Here is a 15,706-nt window from a genome sequence, read left to right on the forward strand (position 1 = left end):
GGACCTCAATGCCTCCCGACCGCTGGCAGCAGCACAACATCACCTTTGTCGACCGGGAGATTGCCCGGCGCACCATCGCCGAACGCCTCGGTCCCACCCTCATCGAGGCCGAGGCCGACGGGCAGCTCACCGGCTGGTGGTTCATGAACAAGCAGCCCTGGCCGCTGCGTTACCTCGCCGACAAGCCCTCACCAGCCATCGAGTCGCTCCTGAGCGATCTCATCGGCGACGGGGTGGCCGTGTCGTGCCTGCCCTGTGTCTACGAGCCCGAGACCGACACGTTCGGAGGACCGGAGGCCATGGACGCGGCTCACGAACTGTTCCACAGCGACTCCCGCCACCTGCTCACCTACCAGCCGAGCCCGATGCACCTGGGACGCCGGGAGACCGCCGTCCTGCTGGCGAGCGTCATGATGCGCGGTGCTGGACTCGACTGGTTCGAACAGGGCGACGTATGGGCGAAGGTCGCTGCCCTTCGACCGGCCGCCGCTCCGCAACCGCCCGAACGAGCCGCCGAACTGGCTCCGGCCATGCGCAAGCTCATGACCGCCGACGCCCACAGCCTCTGCCGCTCGGCTGGCCCACTCCACGCTCACGAGGAATGGGCGACCGCCTTCGAACGGGCCGGTGCCACGCTCGCCGACCTCGCAGCCCGCGGCGCCCTCACCCGCGGCCTGCGAGCCGTCATCGCCCACCACGTGATCTTCCACGCCAACCGCGCCGGTCTCCTCCGGGACGACCAAAGCGCCCTGTCCCACATCGCACGAGAGGTAGTCATGGGAACGAGTGACCACACCGAGTCGCCCACCGAGGCAACGGCCGACGCCGATAGCGTCAGCGCGGTGAACACCGACACGATCACCACCCCCACGGAGGACGCCGAGCGCCTCCGCAACGCCCTGGTCGACCAGCTCCGCGCGGACGGACACGCCCGCACGCCCGCCGTCGAGACCGCGTTGCGGACCGTACCCCGCCACGTGTTCGTGCCCGACGCGTCACTCGAAGACGCCTACGCCAACGCACCGGTGCACATCAAGTACGACACCGACGGCACGTCCATCTCCTGCGCCTCCCAGCCGGGCGTCGTCGCCCTCATGCTGGACCAACTCGACGCCCAGCCCGGCGAGCGCATCCTCGAACTCGGCGCCGGCACCGGCTACAACGCCGGTCTCCTCGCCCACCTGGTCGGCGAGAGCGGACACGTGACCACCCTCGACGTCGACGACGACCTCGTGGAAGGCGCCCGCGCGCACCTCGCCGCCGCCGGGATCACCAACGTCCAGGCAGTGACCCGCGACGGGGCACTCGGCTACGCCGAAGCAGCGCCGTACGACCGGATCATCGCCACTGTGGGCGCGCACGGCGTGCCGCATGCCTGGCTGCAGCAGCTCGCCCCCGGCGGCCGGCTTCTCGTCCCCCAGCGCCTGAAGGGCACCGTCTCCCGTTCCATCGCCTACGAGCAGCGCGATGGCCGATGGGTGTCCCTCGGCAGCGAGATGAACACCTTCATGCCGCTCCGGCGGGGCATTGCCGACGACGACCGCCGCGTCATCCCGCTCAGTGGGGACGGCACTGTCCGGCTTCAGGCCCCCGCTGGGCAGCACATCGACACCGACGCCCTTGCCGGTGTGCTGGAGCAGCCCCGCACCGAGGAATGGACTGGCATGACGGTCCAGGCCATGGAGTCGCCGGAGTGGATGGAACTGTTCGTGGCCTGCTCCCTTCCCTCCGGCCTGATCCGGATGCTGTTCCCTCAGAGCGCCAAGGGCACTCTGCTCACCGAGGATGCCTACCCCTCGTCGACCGCCGTCGTCGACAAGGGCGCCGTCACCTACCTGGCGCGGCGGCTGACGGAGAAGAGGACCCCCGAGGGCGGCAAGCTCTGGGAGTTCGGCGTCATCGGCCACGGTCCCGGCAGCGACGAACTGGCCGCGAAGGTCGCCGACGCCATCCGCACCTGGGACCGGGAATACCGCAGCCGCGAAGCCACGTTCGAAATCCAGCCCCTCGACGCCCCCAGCATCGAGCGGCGCCCCGGCCTCTTCGCTCTCGACACCCCGCTGACCCGCATCGTCGTCGACTGGCAGTGACGCCCCACGTATAGCGGACGGTGCCCGCCGACGTACGGCCGGCGGGCACCGTCGCCTCACCAGTTCTCACTCATTTCTGGGGGACCCATGGATCCGCACGGACCCACAGCCCAACGCTTCCCGCTCGTTGCCCGATTCCGGCCCGCCTGCCTGCCCCTGCCCGAGCGTGTGCGCGCTCTCGTCGACCTGGCCGACACCGCGGTGAACAAGACCGACCAAGGGCTCGCATCAGCTGTCTACAACCAGGCCGCGCTCATAGCCTCCGATCTCGACCTTCCCGACCTCGCACGCCAGATGTGCCACCAGCACGCCGCCGCCTACCTCCACGCCTGCCCCCTGCCCGGCATGAGCGCAATCCGAGGGCTGGAACCAGTCGTCAACCTCGCCCGCCTCCAGATCCGCGCGGGCCGCGCTGATGAAGGCCGCCAGCGACTGCTCAACCTGTACGGGGCCGTCGAGGCGGGCGCAGATGCCCGGTTCGAGGGCATCGCGGTACCGGCGTACCTCACTGCGACCGACGAGGACCGTCACGAGGTCCGTGCGTGGCTGTGGCGCGTTCTCCTCGCCGACGGCACGCGCACGCTCACGACCGAGGGACGCTGGGCCGAGGCCCTGACGCACATCGAAGCTCACCGAGGCGTAGGCAAGCGGATGCTCGACGGGCGCCAGGTCGCCGTACTCGCCGCTCTCGTTGAGGGAGACACGGCACGGGCCGCTGTCCTCCTCGCCGACACGATGCCTGGCGATCCGTGGGAGCAAGCCGTTACGGCATGCCTGACCGTCCTGTGCCGCCGCGATGCCGGGCAGACGGTCGACGGCCACCTGGCGGACCTGGCGGCCGCCTATCTTGAGCGCCGGTCTGAACCTGGGATGACTGTCTTCGATGCCCGGCTCGGCCTTACCGTCCTCGACGCGATCGGTTCCGCTGATTCGCCCGCCGCGCACCGCATCGTCGAGGACCTCCACCGCAGGACGACGGAGGCCGAAGACGGCTACGCGGCCCGCGAGAACCTGGCTCACCCTCTGTGCACCGCGATCGCCACGGACCTGCAAGCACAGGACTGCCGCGCACTGGCGCGTTCCTGCGCCCTCGGGGCAGGGACCATGCCGGACGAGTTGAAGGGCGAACTGACGGCGGCACTCCGCGCCAGCGACAGCGTGATCCGGGAAAGCCTTGCGCGCCCTTCAGATCTCGGGCGTGCAGCCCATATGGAGAGAGCCTGATGGACCCACGAACCTGGGAGCTCGTCGAAGGGCTGGAGCTGCGTGCCCCCGGTTGTCCACAAGGGCGTGATCAGCTCCGTCGCGAGCGCTGCGGTTGCGGGGCTGGGACGGCGGCTGCCGGGTGGGCCGGGGCGGTGGGGCGCTGTGTGGTGCTCCGGGCCTGTGCTGTTTGAGCCTGTGCTGCGCGGGCTTGTGCGCTGGGTGCCGGCCTTGCGCTGAGGCGTTGGATGCGCCAGGTCAGGACTCGTGCGGGGCGGCGGGCGTCGTCCAGGGCACGCTGGTCGGCGATCTGCTGGAGGAGCTGTTCCGGGTCGTGTCCGGCTGCTTCTGCCTCGGCGAGGGCGGTGGTGAGGGCTGCGAAAGCGGGGTCTTGGATGACCTGTTCCGCGTGCGCGGGTACGACCTGGCGTAGGCGGCGGATCTGCCGCTCCACGGCCTGCTGGGGCGGCTGGCGCTGTGCGAGAGCGGCCAGGGGTGCGGCGGCTGCTTGGTCGTAGGCGGCCTGGAGGTGGAGCAGTGTCTGCTGGGCGGCGGCGACTTGCTGGTCGTGGTGGCGCAGCTCGTGCCAGCGGGCGGCGGCGATCACGACGAGGATCGCGGCGTCCAGGAACATCGCCAGGATGGCGCCGTCCTTGGGGGCGGGCTCGCGGACCATCGCCCGCACGGCGCCGCGCAGAGCGCGGGCATGGTGATGTTCGGCCTGGATACGGGAGCGAGCGGCGCGCTCGAACGCCGTTGCTGCTGTACGAAGTTGGGGCCACAGTATCTGTGGGGCGAGGAGGGGGAGGGCGTCGAGGGCTTCGCCGAAGGCGGCGAGGTGGGCCTGGGAGGCTTCGTCGTCGGCCTGGTCGAGGTGGTGGGGGATGCGTTCGGCTGCGGCGGTGGCCTGGTACCAGGGGTTGGGCCTGCGTTGGCCCGGCTGCCCAATGGGCTGCGGATCGCTGTTTTCCAGGCGCGCTTGGATCTTGGGGAAGGACAGGTCAGGGGCAAGTTCGGAGCCGGAAAACCACACGGGCTCCTTGCCAGCGGTGGTGGTGTCTTCGGCAGCGACCTTGTAGCCGCGTACGTCGCCGGAGGGGAAGTACACGACTTCCACGAGTACACCGTCGATGTGGCTGAGCAGGTGGACGAACTCCTCCATGCTGGAGGCGGCGGCCACGGCGGTCCGCACGGTGGCGCGCAGCCGTTCGCGGGCGGGCTTGTCCTGGCCGGCGCGGCGGGCCTTCTCCTGCTCGGCGCGGGTGGGCCGCTTGGCGGCGGTGCGGTCCCCGCGGACCACTTGGAGCAGGCCGTATTCCTTCTCGATGGCGGCGAGTTCACGGTCGGCGGTGTGGTAGTCGTTCCAGTGCCGCGCGGTGCGCAGGTCCGCCCGGACCTTGGTGGCGGCGATGTGGATGTGGTCGGCGGCGTGGCGGACGGCGACCCAGCGGCAGCCGTCCGGGTCGCCGTTCGGCGCGATGCCGGTGGCCGCCACAATACGGCGGGCGATGTCGGCCCACTCCTCGTCGCTGAGGCTGCGGTCTTCGGGGGCGGCACGGAGCGAGCAGTGCCACACGTGCTGCTCGGGGGCGCGGCCGAGCCGTCGGGCTTGCTTGACGTGCAGGTTGAGGTCGGCGACGAGGAGCTTCCTGGTGGTGTCGGGGTCGTCACTGCGGCCGGGGTCGGGGGCGAAGCCGTCCCAGGAGGCGACCAGGTGCGGGTCGGTGTGGTCCTTGGCCTTCTTCGTGTCGAACAGGTACCGGATCAATCCGGCGGTCTCCTTACCACTGCTGATCTTCGCGATCACCGGACCGCCTTCGTGGCGACGGTCTGGTTCGCGGCGGACGCGATGTGGCGGACCGTGGCGCCGACTGCGGTCAGGGTGCGTTCGGCCTGGGCCAGGACGGCGGTGTCCCCAGGCTGTGAATGACCGCCGGAGTTGAGCTTCTTGGCGATCTGGTTGATGTTGTGGCCGATCTTGGCGACCTCGCCACGGAGGGCGGTCAGCTCGTCTATGTAGTCGTCGAGTTCGGTTCGTTGGCCGGGCAGGCCGAGATCACCGTGGACGTGGGCCATGACGACGGCGCCGACGTAGTGGGCACCGGCGATGTTCAGCGAGCGAGCCTCACGGAGGATGTCGGCCTTCTCGTCGACGCTGTAGCGCACATCGACGCGTTCTTTGCGTTGCACGGCTTCGCGCTGGCGGCGGCGGGCGACGCGTTGAGCCGGCCCTTGGACGGTCCAGCGGGATACCTTGCTGCGCGTGTGACGGGGGTGGTGGTCATCTGTTCCTGGGGCATGGGGTGTTCGGCGTGCGGGTCGCGCATCGGAGTGCTCCGGTGGTGAGGGGCGGGAGGTGTGTCACGTGCGTCGCATCCGTCCCATGCCTGGTCAGCACAGGTACGGACACTCGGGCAGGTACGGAGAAGTCCGTCCCGGCGAGTACATCCGTCCCCGCGCTGACCTGCGCGGGGACGGATGCGACGCAGTGATACGGACCCAGGGGGAGGCGGGTCAGCGGGCGCGGTTGGGGCCGGCGAGGCCGCCGGGCGGGCCGATGGGCAGCTGGCCCGCCGGGGCGGCGGGCGGCTTGCCCTGGGCCGGGCGCGCGGGTGTGGCGTCGTGCGCGAGGGCGGGCGCGGTCTCGGTGAGGTCGGGGCAGTGCCGGGCCCAGCTGTCGAGGAACCGGTTACGGGCGTAGCCCTTGGCCTGCCTGCCCTTGTCGAACCGGTAGTTGGCCGGGCGGATGTCGAAGTCCCGCAGCAGTCTGCCCAGGTGGTAGACGCTGAGTCCCTTGGTGCCGTGTTCCGCCCAGGGGGCGTCGGGGTCCTGGAGCAGGGTGGTGACCAGATCCAGGGATGACAGGGCCTCGGGGTTGCCGTGTGCCTGGAAGATGCGGTGGATGTCGCGCAGCAGCCGCGTCTTCAGGTTGGTCTGCTCGTCCTGGACGGCTTCGTAGCGGGTCATCGCCACGCAGGCCGCACGGGCATGGGCGGGCCAGTGGCCGCCTGCCAGGTCGGCGATGATGACCAGCGGTTCCCAGGTGTCCGCCGCCCGGTCCTCCACCGGCATGGTCGGCGCCATGCGGCCGGCCGTGGCGCCCAGCGGTTCCAGCCAGGCGGCCAGCTTGTCCCGCAGCGCGTTCAGTTCCGGTGTGGCGTAGCGCGAGCGGAACGGGGTCACCTTCTCGCCCGGCTTGCGCTTTTGCATGCGGAGTACGACCGCCCGGTCCGTGATCGTGTCGGGCAGGTCGCCGATCGAGGCCAGCGCGGCCATGGCGAAGGTCGGATACGGGGTCGGCTTGTGCTCCGGACCGGAGATCCGCCAGGCGGGCCGGTTGCGCTGGTGCCCGGCGTTCAGCAAGCCGCGCAGTTCCTCGTTCTCGCCCGCCTTGCTGAAGATGGTGTCGGCCTCGTCCACCAGGATGGTGCGCGGGTTCTTGCCGATGACGCGGAAGAGCACGGCCGTGGACATGTTTACCGTCATGATCGGCTGGTGCACGGTCTCGTGGAGCACGTCCAGCACCCGGGACTTGCCGCAGCCCTTCGTCGGGCCGACGACCGCCAGGCGCGGCGCATGCTGCAGAACGCTCTGGATGTGCGTGGCCGCCACCCACAGGGTGACCGCGGTCAGCGCCTCGTCACTGGGTAGCACGATGTACTTGCCGATCGCCGCCCGCAGCTCATCAAGCAGTTCCGCACCCTCACCGGAACCCCGTTTCACGGGGTCTGCCGGTCCCCGAGGAGGCCGGGGACCGACGTTGTGATCCGGTCCCCGTGCGTCGACGGGACCGGTCCCCTCCTGCTGGGCGGTGTCCGCCACGGGGGTGTCGGTCCCCAGCGACTGGCGGGGACCGTGCTCACGGTCCCCATTCCGGTCCCCTGGTGCAACTACCGCCTCTTGGGGACCGGTCCCCGATTTCGCGGCGTTGGCCTGCGGGTTTGCATGGGATGTCGATTCGGGGACCGGGACGTGCGGGGACCGAGCAGCGGGCACGTCGCGGGCACGGTCCCCAACAACGGCATCAGCAGACGGCTGGGGACGGTCCCCGGGCGCTTCCGTATCCGCCGGGTGTTCGACGGTCCCCGACACGAGGGACCGTGTGTCCTGCTGATCCTGGCGGCGCCAGGGGATGCCCTCGCCGGGGACCGCGGGAGTGGGCCAGCCGGTGAGGGAGGCGTTCGTGGTGTTGGGGGACGTAGAGTCCTCCATAGGCGTTCCTCTCCGGTGAGAGGCAGGACGGGCAAGGTCCCGCCCCTCACCAGCTCGTTCGTTCAGGGATGGGCAATCGGCAGGGGAGTCTTCGGCCCTCGGCGTTGGCGCGCCGGGGGCCGTTCCGTTGTCCGCGCCGGGCGCGGGGTCAGGCCGTGAGCTCGTACGACGTCTGGGCGTCCAGCCACGCGTCCACCTCCCGCCAGCGGTAGCGCAGGTGACGGCCGACCTTGTGGACGCTGGGGCCGATGCCCCGGTACTTCCACTGGTAGAGGGTCTTCACCGGCACCCCGAGGTAGGCGGCCACGTCGGTGGGAGTGGCGAGCTGGTCACGCTCGGCGCCGGCAAGGCGCGGGGAGTGGTTCGGCAATGAGGTCTCCATATCGGAATCAGGGTTTTGGATGGCAGGCGTGGACAACACAGCCACGCCATCCGTTGAAGCTTCGGGCTGGATTCTGAACCCCCGGCTACTTCTCTCAGCGTGGCCGGGGAAGAGCAAAACAGTAAAGGCGGATCCCTGGTTGCCGAAATCGCTCGCGCGGAAGCGGAAATTTTCTGTGGAGAAGCGACCGTCTGAGGTGCCGGAATTCGATACCTCGGCAGCTCAGAGGCGTCGTCCTACAGTCAGAAGTGACGCGGCCAGCTCGCCGGGCACTGCATCCGATAGCCGCTCAAATCGCCCACAGTTTTGACGCGAAGGGAAGGTAGCACAACCTCCCTGCTGAAACGGCTCGTGATGTATCGGAATTCGGCGTGACGAACACCACTTCGCCCTCGCGTGTCTTTTGTCGAGTTTAAGAACTAACTCTTGCCATGACAGTCGGGAGCAAGTTACAGCTATCTGTCATGCCCAACCGACCTGTCGAAATCGGCCCCGCCAGCCTCCACGCCGCCCGCGCCATCGAGCACCTACGTCTCGTGCGCGGCCTGACCCAGCAGCAGCTCGCCGCCCGCTGCACCGCGCTGGGCCTTCCAATGGCCAACACCGCCCTCAGCCGCACCGAACGGGCCCGCCGCCGATGCGACGTAGACGACCTCGTCGCCCTCGCCACCGCGCTCGGCGTTTCTCCCACGACCCTGCGCCTGCCGCTCCCGTCGGTGTGCGGTGATGATCGGAGGGGGTGCTAGTTGGCGCGGGTCTGGATTGAGGACCGCATAGGGCACGCGGCGTACGTGCGGGCCGTGGCGGACGCCAAGCGAGCGGGGCGTACGCCACCGGGGCGCTACCGCGTGCGCTGGTATGACCCTGACGGCAAGCCGAAGATGAAGACCTTCGCCCGCAAGGTGGACGCCGAGGCGGAGCGGACGAAGATGGAGTCGCGCCTCAACGACGGCTCCTACCGCGATCCTGCAGCCGCGCGGGTGAAGTTCGCCGAGGTGGCGAAGTCCTGGCTGGCGGCGCAGCTCCACCTCAAGCGCTCAACCCGGGCTCGGTACCGCGGTGTTCTCGACGTCCACGTGATCCCCAAGTGGGGCACCACCCCACTGGACCGCATCCACTTCGAGGACATCGCCGAGTGGCTCGCGGATCTGCTGTCCAGCGAGGCGACCGGCGGCAGGAAGCTCAGCCCCCGGTCGGTCCGCAAGGCGTACGTCGTCCTCAGCCGGGTTCTCGGCTATGCGGTCAAGGCCCGTCGTCTGGCGGCCAACCCGGCTGTCGGCGTGCCCCTGCCGAAGGTGACGCCCGCTGACCACGTGTATCTCGACGACATGCAGGTCGACGCGCTGGCCAACGCGTCAGGCGGCTACCGGGTATTCATCCTGCTGCTGGCCTACACCGGCCTGCGCTGGGGCGAGGCGTCCGCGCTGAAGGTGGGCCGCGTCGACCTGGACGCCTGCCGGGCCCACATCGTGGAGGCGTACGCCGAGGACAACGGCAAGCTCTACCTCGACACCCCCAAGAACCACGAGCGCCGGTCCGTACCGATCCCGCGGTTCCTGGCCGAGGAGCTGAAGCCCCACGTCCAGGGGCGGGGAGATGCCGACTTGCTCTTCACTGCCCCGCAGGGCGGACCGCTGCGGGCCCGCAACTTCCGTCAGCGGTTCTTCGCGCCGGCGGTCGTGAAGGCCGGGCTCGGGCATCTCAAGGTCACCCCGCACAAGCTGAGGCACACGGCAGCCTCGCTCGCCATCGCCAGTGGCGCGGACGTCAACGTCGTACAGACGATGCTGGGCCACAAGTCCGCGACGCTGACCCTGGACACGTACGGGCACCTCTTCCCGGACCGTCTGGACGAGGTCTCGAAGAAGATGCACAAGCGCCGCGCCAAGCAACTCGCCAAGGCGAAGGCCAAGCTGGAGAAGGCGGAGCGGAAGGCCCGTGAGGCCGCCGAGGCAGTAGCAACCCTGGAGGACGATGCCGCGTGATGTGTGCCTGATCCGTGCCGGGGAGCTGTAACCGAGGGCGCCGCCCCACCGCGCTGACCTGGTGGGGCGGCGCCTTGCGTATCCGCCGGATCAGGTCAGCCGCGCGGTCGGTGGCTTTCCTGCCGGGCCCGGTCGATCGCGGCAGCGGCTGTATCTCCGCCCAGCCGCTCGATCTCCTCGGGAGCCTTCCGCTCGTCGAGGATAAAGAGCCGTTCACCGACGAGGCGGGTGGTCGTCTTCCAGCCGAGACGCCGTCCAGCCTCCCTGGCGGCACGCCGGACGTCCTTGAGGTCGCCCATTTCAGCAAGATCGTCCGTGCCGAGGATCAGCTGCCCGTAGTAGCCCTCGTACTCCGGCGTTAGAGCGGCCTTCATCAGCGACTCAAGCCGGTCGACCAGCTTCCTGTACCGGCGCCGGGCCAGCTCGTCCTTCGCGGGCATCTCGCACAGCTCCCCACCTTTGCCCGCAGCCCCATGTGTGCCATATGTGTGCTGCGAGTACGAAGGCCCTCCCGTCCGTTGGACGAAAGGGCCTCTGACCAGGTGTTTCTCTGTGCCCCCGGCAGGATTCGAACCTGCGACACCCGCTTTAGGAGAGCGGTGCTCTATCCCCTGAGCTACGGAGGCGTCGGCTGTGAGGCCGATGGTCGGCGGGTCCGTGGCGCGGTGTGTGCCCGGGTGTGCGGGCGGGACCGCGGGTGGGAGCCGCGTTGACCACTGACAGGGTAGCGGATGCCCGTGGTGGTCCTCGCCCCCGATTCGACGGCCGGCCGGGGGTTCGCCGGGTGGGTGCGGGCGGGCGGCTGCGCGTATGTGGTGCCGGGCCCGTCGCGCAGGGGGGGGGCGGGGGTGAAGTGCGGTGCGGGCGTGGGGAGTTCGCGGTCAGTCGCCGGTGATGGTGACGTCTCCCTCGGAGGTGGACGCCTGCACGGTTGCGGGGGCGGCGGCGTCCCGTTCGACGTCGACGGTGCGTCTGCCGGTGCCTCCGCGGGCCTCGACCGCGTAGGGGCCGGAGCGTCGCGGCAGGGTCAGCACCACGTCGCCGGTGTGGTTGAGCGCGCGGAGGCGGGTGAAGCCCGAGGTGCTGACGACGCGTATCTGGCCGCGCTCGGTGGCGGTGTCGGCGGTGCGGAAGCGTACGTCGCTGAGGGTGACGTTGCCGGTCTGGCTGCGGGCGGTGATGGTGCGTCCCCGTACGTCGATCATCCGTACGTCGCCCACCTCGACGCGGGCGGCGACGGAGGCGCGCAGGCCCTTCGCCGACACATGGCCGTGCGCGGTGCGTACGGTCACACGGGTCTCGGCGGGCACCGTCAGCTCGTAGTCCGTCGAGCAATCCCCGGTCAGGCGCCCGCAGTTGGCGTTGACGCGGAGGGTGTCGCGGACCTGTTCGACGGCTTCGGCGGGCGGGCGCAGCCCCGAGGTGAAGGTGGAGCGCAGGCTTGCGCGGGCGGTGTCCTCCTCAGTGACGTTCACGGTCACCTTGCCCACGTCGACCCGTACCTCGACAGCGCGGACGTCCTCGCCGACCGGGCGTGAGCTGTGCTCGACGGTGCTGATCAGCTGACTGAAGAGGAAGAGGCCGGCCAGTCCGACGAAACCCGTGCCCATCAACCAGACGGCGCTCCGGGGGAAGCGCTCCGCCGCTGTGGGCTGCTGCGGCGTCCTGGGCTGGGCAGGCACGGTACGGGCCCCGTTTCTCGTTCGGATGGCGTCGATGCGCCATGGTGGTGTGCGCGCGGGCGTTCGCGCCGCTGGTGCGGCGCGCGGTCGGGTGCGCCCGCTCTGGAGCGTACGCAACGGTCGGTTGTCACGAGAGTGCGGGGCGGAACGGTCGACGCGTGGCGGGATCCGTGTATCCGTAGGCTCTTGCAGAATTTACGTAATTGCGTAATGCTGTTCCGTGTGACTGACTCAACCGATCCGACCGAGCCCGGTGAGCCGAGCGAGCCCGCGGGACTTGTCGAGCGGGTGGCCGACCTCGGAGCCCGGGTGGAGGCACTGGAACGGCGTCTCGCGGATGCGGGAGCCGCGGACGAGGCCGAGTTCGCCCAGCAGTTCTGGGCGCTCAACCGGCTGCGCGAGGAGATCGCCCGGCACGAGCTGCCCGGCGGTGCCGCGATGCTCGTCGGCAGCGTGGAGACGCCCGCCGGCGTTCGCGCCGAGTGGCAGGAAGGCATCGCGGCCGGACAGCTCTTCGAGGAGGACTGGACCGAACTCGCCGACGCGCTCGCGGCGTTGGGCAACCCGGTGCGGCTGCGACTGATGAAGGCGCTGCTGGAGGGGCACTCCACCGTCGCCGAGCTGGTCGAGCTCGACGGCGTGGGGACGACCGGCCAGATCTACCACCATCTGCGCCAGCTCACCGCCGCCGGTTGGCTGCGCGGGGCCGGTCGCGGACGGTACGAGGTGCCGGTCGCCCGGATCGTGCCGCTGCTGGCCACTCTGCTGGCGGCGCGGCGCTGACCGCGTGCCGCGCACCGTGTCCCTCACCGCGCACCGCTCATGCGCGGGGACGGGTGCCCGGTCGTTCGCGTTCGGCTCTTCCGTGCGCAACGGAACGTCTCCGCGCGCGAGTTGACCGCACGACCGCGGGAAGCGGGCGCCGGCGCTGGGCGAACGCGGGCGTGGACGAATGCGTACGAGCGCGAATGCGGACGAGTACGAACAGGCGACAGGCGGGTGCCGGGCCGGAAGGCGCGGAGCCCACGGGCAGTGAGGGGAACGTCATGTGGTGGAAGGCGCTGCGGAGGCGGCAGGGGCTGGTGTTCCTGGCGGCCGTGGTCTGCATTGCGGTGCCGACGACGCTGGGGCACGGCATCTCCCCGGTGTATATGGCCGGAATCGCGCTGCTGGTGCTGTGGTTCGTGCTGCGCGTGCCCTCACGAGTCCGCGACGCCCGGCCCGTAGGCGAGGGCGGGGGCGTACTGGTCGCGCCGCCCATGGCCGGCCGCTGGAGTGCGCTCAACGGCCCGGCGGAGAAGGTGCCGAGCCATGGAACGCACGATCTCGGCCAGACGTACGCCATCGACGTACTGCACGAGCCGGACGGACTGCCCGAGGACCGCAAGCGGCGCTTCCACCTGCTCTGGCCGCCGACCCGTACGCCCGCGCACTACGCCTCCTTCGGGCAGCCGCTGTTCGCTCCCGCGGACGGCGTGGTCGTACGGGCGGACGACCGGCAGCGCGACCATCTTGGCCGGATGTCGACGTTGGGGCTGCTCTATCTCCTGCCGGAGGGCCTGGTGCGCTCGATGGGCGGCTACCGCTTCGTCCTCGGCAACCACGTGATCGTCCGCCTGGACGTCCACCGCACGGGTCCGCAGCAGCGGACGGGGGGCCACCCGGGAGCGGCGGACGCAGGAGAGAAGACGACGGAGAGTGCCGACGGGGGAGTCGAGGGCGGCGAGGTGTACGCGGTGCTGGCTCATTTGCGCCGCGGTTCGCTGACGGTCGCGGTCGGGGACAGAGTCGCCGAGGGGCAGCAGCTCGGGCAGTGCGGCAACTCCGGCAACTCCTCCGACCCGCATCTGCACTTCCACCTGATGGACGGCGAGGAGCCGACCACCGCCAGGGGCGTGCCGTTCAACTGGTGCTACCGGGACGAGGACGGGACGGAGCGCGTCGGCGTTCCGCGCAACGGCCCGGCGTTCCGCGTGACGACCGCCCAGCCGGGCACGGCAACCCCGCCTCCGGGCGCTCGCCCCTGACGCGAGGGGGCTGCGCGGGGCGGCGCCAACCGCGGGGCGGTGCGCGGTGCGGGTGCCCGGTGCCGCGGGGGCGAACAGCCCTGCGCCGCCCGGTGGTTGAAGCGTACTGAGGGTGGGGTCCCGGGGAGGGGGCGCTCCGGGAGGCCCGGGGGAGTGGTCGACCGTTCCGTGTCTCCTCGCCCTGGGTGTCCCGCCCCGGGCCCCTTGGCTTGCGCCGATCGATTCGGCTGCCGGCGGCTCCGCCGGTGGCCCCTTTCGCTGTCGACTGGATGTGTACCTCGGCGCACATCGGGAACCCGGCCGGTAGGCAGCAACCGGCCGTCGCGGCCCCGGGCATCGGTCGGGGGTGCGAGCGGCGACGAGCGCTCGGGCGGAAGCCCGTTCCACTCGGTGGGCAACCAATTACCGGGTCGGCATCGTCCTATCGGGTGGAGAGCAGCCGAAGACGTCACTCTCCACGGGGGCAGCGCACAGGAACGGACTGTGACAGCCGTCTCACAGGGCGGCGGGGACGCGGCCCGCGGCGGACGCAGTCGGCCGTCCCGCATCCGGCTTGACCTGGAGTTCCGCGCGTCGCGAAGACGCCCGGCCGGGGAGCTGTGGGGACGCAGGGTACTGCACGTTCCGAAAAATGATGCGCCGGTTGGGAATTCTGTCCCGATTCACGTCGTTGTGATGTGCGTGGGCAGAGGCCAGTCAGGAGGGTCGCGGCCCGCGACCGACCAGTAGTCGAACCACTCGCAAGGGAGCACGCATGGCAACCCGTGCCGTCGCCCGTCGTCAGTCCACCGCCCAGGGTTCTGACACGGCCAGCAGTGCGCGCGCAGGCGGCGAGACTGCCGACCGCGACCTGGTCGGCATGTACCTGGACGAGATCGCACGCACCCCGCTGCTCGACGCCGCGAAGGAAGTGGAGCTCTCGCTCGCCATCGAGGCCGGTGTGTACGCGCACCGGATTCTCGACGGGCTCGAGGAGCCGACCGCCGAGGACGCGCCGAGCGCCACCGCCGGCAGAGACGAGCTGGAGCTCATAGTCGCCGAGGGGGAGCGCGCCAAGGAGACCTTCATCCGTTCCAACCTGCGGCTCGTCGTCGCGGTTGCCAGGCGCTATCCGCGCAGCGGGCTGCCGCTGCTCGACCTGATCCAGGAGGGGAACGCGGGCCTGGTCCGCGCGGTGGAGAAGTTCGACTACCGCAAGGGCTTCAAGTTCTCCACCTATGCCACCTGGTGGATCCGGCAGGCGATCACCCGGTCCATAGCGGACCAGTCCCGGACGATCCGGCTGCCCGTCCACCTGGTCGAGGAGCTCGGCCGCATCCGGCGCGTGCAGCGGGAGTTCAACCGTGAGCACGGAAGGGACGCCGAGCCCAACGAGATCGCCGCCGAGCTCGACACCAAGCCCGAGCGCGTCGTCGACGTGCTGGACTGGGCGCGCGACCCGGTCAGTCTCAACATGGCCGTGGACGACGCGGGCGAGACCCAGTTCGGCGACCTGCTGGAGGACAGCGGGGCGATCTCGCCCGAGCAGTCGGTGCTCACACTGCTGCGCAGCGAGGAGTTGGAGAGCCTGATCGGCCGGCTCGACCAGCGCACAGCCTCCATCATCCGCGCCCGCTACGGCATCCTCGACGGCAAGGAGCGCACCCTGACGGAGGTCGGCAAGCAGCACGGCCTGACGCGTGAGCGGATTCGGCAGATCGAGAAGCACGCGCTGCTGGAGCTGAAGAAGCTCGCGCACGACACCGGCTTCGACGCGGCGGCCTAGTCCGCGTCGGAGTATCGGCGCCGGGAGTCGGCCGGCTCCGGTCCTCGTCGGCAGCCACGCAGAGCCGTACCGCGCGGGCGGTGCGGAGGAGAAGTGAAGAGCCAGCGGGTCGTATCGCGGCCCGCCTCGAGGAGCCCCCGGTGGCGGACCCCCGCCGTCCCCGGGGGCTCCGCCCTGTCCGGGGTCCGGTCGGACGCCCGGGATTCCGCTTCCGTCCGGGGATCTGCGGCGGTGGTCGGTGCGTCGACGGCCGGTTTGGGGCGGGAGATCGCGGGGTCGTCCGGTCGCCGTCGCGTGGCGGGTGGTCGCGGAGTACCCCTCTCGTGCTGCTGGGGTCGGGCGCGTCCTCGGCGTGGCTGG

12 protein-coding genes, 1 tRNA gene and 1 pseudogene are annotated in these 15,706 nt (G+C 70.3%); 7 read left to right on the forward strand and 7 right to left on the reverse strand.

Features of this window, described 5'->3' with window-relative positions:
- Nucleotides 1-8 precede the first annotated feature (8 nt).
- Nucleotides 9-2,090 carry a methyltransferase, FxLD system gene (gene fxlM, locus MTQ01_RS12250; protein WP_059084014.1) on the forward strand — a complete coding sequence of 694 codons (2,082 nt, stop codon included), beginning with the start codon at nucleotides 9-11 and terminating at the stop codon, nucleotides 2,088-2,090.
- Nucleotides 2,091-2,177: 87 nt separating this feature from the next.
- Nucleotides 2,178-3,314, forward strand: a complete 1,137-nt coding sequence (locus MTQ01_RS12255; RefSeq protein WP_199845627.1) for a hypothetical protein — start codon at nucleotides 2,178-2,180, stop codon at nucleotides 3,312-3,314.
- 70 nt (nucleotides 3,315-3,384) lie between these two features.
- Here the strand turns inward: MTQ01_RS12255 and MTQ01_RS12260 are convergent, their stop codons facing one another.
- From MTQ01_RS12260 to MTQ01_RS12275, 4 genes and pseudogenes are all read right to left on the reverse strand, one after another.
- Nucleotides 3,385-5,100, reverse strand: a complete 1,716-nt coding sequence (locus MTQ01_RS12260) for a relaxase/mobilization nuclease domain-containing protein (RefSeq protein WP_247489581.1) — start codon at nucleotides 5,098-5,100, stop codon at nucleotides 3,385-3,387.
- A pseudogene (locus MTQ01_RS12265) lies at nucleotides 5,097-5,513 on the reverse strand (MobC family plasmid mobilization relaxosome protein); the annotation flags it as partial. The gene MTQ01_RS12260 and the pseudogene MTQ01_RS12265, both read right to left, overlap by 4 nt.
- Before the next feature lie 294 nt (nucleotides 5,514-5,807).
- Nucleotides 5,808-6,974: a DUF3631 domain-containing protein gene (locus MTQ01_RS12270; protein WP_199845629.1), complete on the reverse strand. Its 1,167-nt coding sequence runs from the start codon at nucleotides 6,972-6,974 to the stop codon at nucleotides 5,808-5,810.
- A gap of 679 nt (nucleotides 6,975-7,653) precedes the next feature.
- A complete protein-coding gene (locus MTQ01_RS12275) occupies nucleotides 7,654-7,887 on the reverse strand; it encodes an AlpA family transcriptional regulator (RefSeq protein ID WP_234385856.1) in 234 nt (77 codons plus the stop codon).
- 464 nt (nucleotides 7,888-8,351) lie between these two features.
- Here MTQ01_RS12275 and MTQ01_RS12280 point away from each other — a divergent pair, with 464 nt between their 5' ends.
- Together MTQ01_RS12280 and MTQ01_RS12285 are read left to right on the forward strand one after the other, a co-directional pair.
- Nucleotides 8,352-8,633, forward strand: a complete 282-nt coding sequence (locus tag MTQ01_RS12280) for a helix-turn-helix domain-containing protein (protein WP_247489582.1) — start codon at nucleotides 8,352-8,354, stop codon at nucleotides 8,631-8,633.
- 102 nt (nucleotides 8,634-8,735) lie between these two features.
- Nucleotides 8,736-9,872 (forward strand): site-specific integrase, encoded by a 1,137-nt coding sequence (locus MTQ01_RS12285; protein ID WP_059084009.1) that lies wholly within the window; start codon nucleotides 8,736-8,738, stop codon nucleotides 9,870-9,872.
- Between the two features lie 95 nt (nucleotides 9,873-9,967).
- Here MTQ01_RS12285 and MTQ01_RS12290 read toward each other — a convergent pair whose 3' ends face one another.
- From MTQ01_RS12290 to MTQ01_RS12300, 3 genes are all read right to left on the reverse strand, one after another.
- A complete protein-coding gene (locus tag MTQ01_RS12290) occupies nucleotides 9,968-10,312 on the reverse strand; it encodes a hypothetical protein (RefSeq protein WP_247489585.1) in 345 nt (114 codons plus the stop codon).
- Nucleotides 10,313-10,425: 113 nt separating this feature from the next.
- Nucleotides 10,426-10,498, reverse strand: a tRNA-Arg gene (locus tag MTQ01_RS12295).
- Between the two features lie 255 nt (nucleotides 10,499-10,753).
- Complete coding sequence (locus MTQ01_RS12300) at nucleotides 10,754-11,554, reverse strand: DUF4097 family beta strand repeat-containing protein (RefSeq protein ID WP_247489587.1); 801 nt, start codon at nucleotides 11,552-11,554, stop codon at nucleotides 10,754-10,756.
- 222 nt (nucleotides 11,555-11,776) lie between these two features.
- On the opposite strand from MTQ01_RS12300, the gene MTQ01_RS12305 reads away from it, so the two are divergent.
- From MTQ01_RS12305 to MTQ01_RS12315, 3 genes are all read left to right on the forward strand, one after another.
- Nucleotides 11,777-12,337 (forward strand): ArsR family transcriptional regulator, encoded by a 561-nt coding sequence (locus MTQ01_RS12305; protein WP_247489590.1) that lies wholly within the window; start codon nucleotides 11,777-11,779, stop codon nucleotides 12,335-12,337.
- 263 nt (nucleotides 12,338-12,600) lie between these two features.
- A complete protein-coding gene (locus tag MTQ01_RS12310; protein ID WP_247489592.1) occupies nucleotides 12,601-13,581 on the forward strand; it encodes a M23 family metallopeptidase in 981 nt (326 codons plus the stop codon).
- 754 nt (nucleotides 13,582-14,335) lie between these two features.
- Nucleotides 14,336-15,346: an RNA polymerase sigma factor RpoD/SigA gene (locus MTQ01_RS12315; RefSeq protein ID WP_247489594.1), complete on the forward strand. Its 1,011-nt coding sequence runs from the start codon at nucleotides 14,336-14,338 to the stop codon at nucleotides 15,344-15,346.
- Nucleotides 15,347-15,706 lie beyond the last annotated feature (360 nt).

The sequence above is a fragment of the Streptomyces sp. XM4193 genome (assembly GCF_023072595.1).
GTDB lineage: Bacteria > Actinomycetota > Actinomycetes > Streptomycetales > Streptomycetaceae > Streptomyces.